Origin of the sequence: Methylobacterium sp. W2 (genome assembly GCF_020662345.1) — a bacterium.
In the GTDB taxonomy this organism is placed as follows: Bacteria; Pseudomonadota; Alphaproteobacteria; order Rhizobiales; family Beijerinckiaceae; genus Methylobacterium.
In genome coordinates this window covers 1-1623 of sequence record NZ_VMOA01000087.1, presented here as the reverse complement: position 1 = coordinate 1623, position 1623 = coordinate 1, and the positions used below count along the sequence as shown (strand labels likewise).

At 69.5% G+C, this 1623-nt stretch carries 1 protein-coding gene; it reads right to left on the bottom strand.

The window, feature by feature from the left end; all coding sequences use genetic code 11:
* Nucleotides 1-1615: 1-deoxy-D-xylulose-5-phosphate synthase (gene dxs, locus FPV16_RS25815; RefSeq protein WP_227441359.1), on the bottom strand; the 1615-nt coding region annotated here is incomplete at its 3' end.
* Between the last annotated feature and the right edge of the window lie 8 nt (nucleotides 1616-1623).

The following is a 1623-nucleotide window of genomic DNA, read 5'->3' as shown; positions in this document are numbered from 1 at the left end:
TCTCGAGCAGGTCGGCCGCCTTCAGCGCCTCCGACAGGCGCGTGCCGAGACAGAGCAGCGCCACCCGCGCATTCTCGGGGCGCTTGACGATCCGGCCCTTGCCGATGGGCAGGGCCTCGCCGCGCTCGGGCAGATCGACGCCGACCCCCTCGCCGCGCGGGTAGCGCAGGGCGATCGGGCCGGTATCGTGGGCATGGGCGGTGGCCACCATGTGGACCAGCTCGGCCTCGTCCGAGGCCGCCATCACCGTCATGTTCGGCAGGCAGCACAGATAGGCGAGATCGAAGGCGCCGGCATGGGTCGCCCCGTCCGCCCCCACGAGACCCGCCCGATCGAGGCAGAACCGCACGGGCAGGTTCTGCAACGCCACGTCGTGCACGACCTGGTCGTAGGCCCGCTGCAGGAAGGTCGAGTAGATCGCCACGAACGGCTTGTAGCCCTCCGTCGCCAGACCGCCCGCGAACGTCACCGCATGCTGCTCGGCGATGCCGACATCGAAGGTCCGGTCCGGATGCGCCTTGCCGAACAGGTCGATCCCGGTGCCGCCGGGCATCGCGGCAGTGATCGCCACCACCTTGTCGTCGGCATCCGCCGCCTTGATCAGGCTCTCGCCGAAGACCCGCGTATAGGCCGGCGCGTTCGGCTTGGCCTTGGCCTGGACGCCCGACAGCACGTCGAACTTCACCACCCCGTGATAGCGGTCGGCGGAGGCCTCCGCCGGGGCGTAGCCCTTGCCCTTCTGCGTCACCACGTGGAGCAGGATCGGGCCCTGGTCCGAGTCGCGCACGTTCTTCAGGATCGGCAGCAGGTGGTCGAGGTTATGGCCGTCGACCGGGCCGACGTAATGAAAGCCCATCTCCTCGAACATCGTGCCGCCGCCCACCACCAGGGAGCGGGCATATTCCTCGGCCGCCGCCGCGCGCTGGTAGATCGCCTTCGGCAGGAGCTTGCCGAGCTGCTTGGCGGTCTCGCGCAGGCCGCGATAGGTCCCGCCCGAGGCGAGCCTGGCGAAATAGGCCGACATCGCCCCCACCGGCGGGGCAATCGACATGTCGTTGTCGTTCAGGATCACGATCAGCCGCGAATGCAGCGCGCCGGCATTGTTCATCGCCTCGTAGGCCATGCCCGCCGACATCGAGCCGTCGCCGATCACCGCGATCATGTTGCGGCGCTTGGGGGCCGGCTGGCCCTTGGCCTTGGCCGACGCCTCGTCGAGGTCGCGCGCCACCGCCATGCCGAGGGCCGCCGAGATCGAGGTCGAGGAATGCGCCGCCCCGAACGGGTCGTAGACGCTCTCCGAGCGCTTGGTGAAGCCCGACAGGCCGCCCGGCTGGCGCAGGGTCCGGATCCGGTCGCGCCGCCCCGTGAGGATCTTGTGCGGATAGGCCTGGTGCCCGACATCCCACACCACCCGATCGTCGGGCGTGTCGAACACGTGATGCAGGGCCACCGTCAGCTCGACCACGCCCAGCCCCGACCCCAGGTGACCGCCCGTCACCGACACCGCGTCGATCATCTCCTGACGCACCGCGTCCGCCACAGCCTGAAGCTGGCTCTCGGGAAGCGCGCGCAGAGCCGACGTCTCGTCAAGCCCGTCGAGGATCGAGGTTTCTATCCGTGACA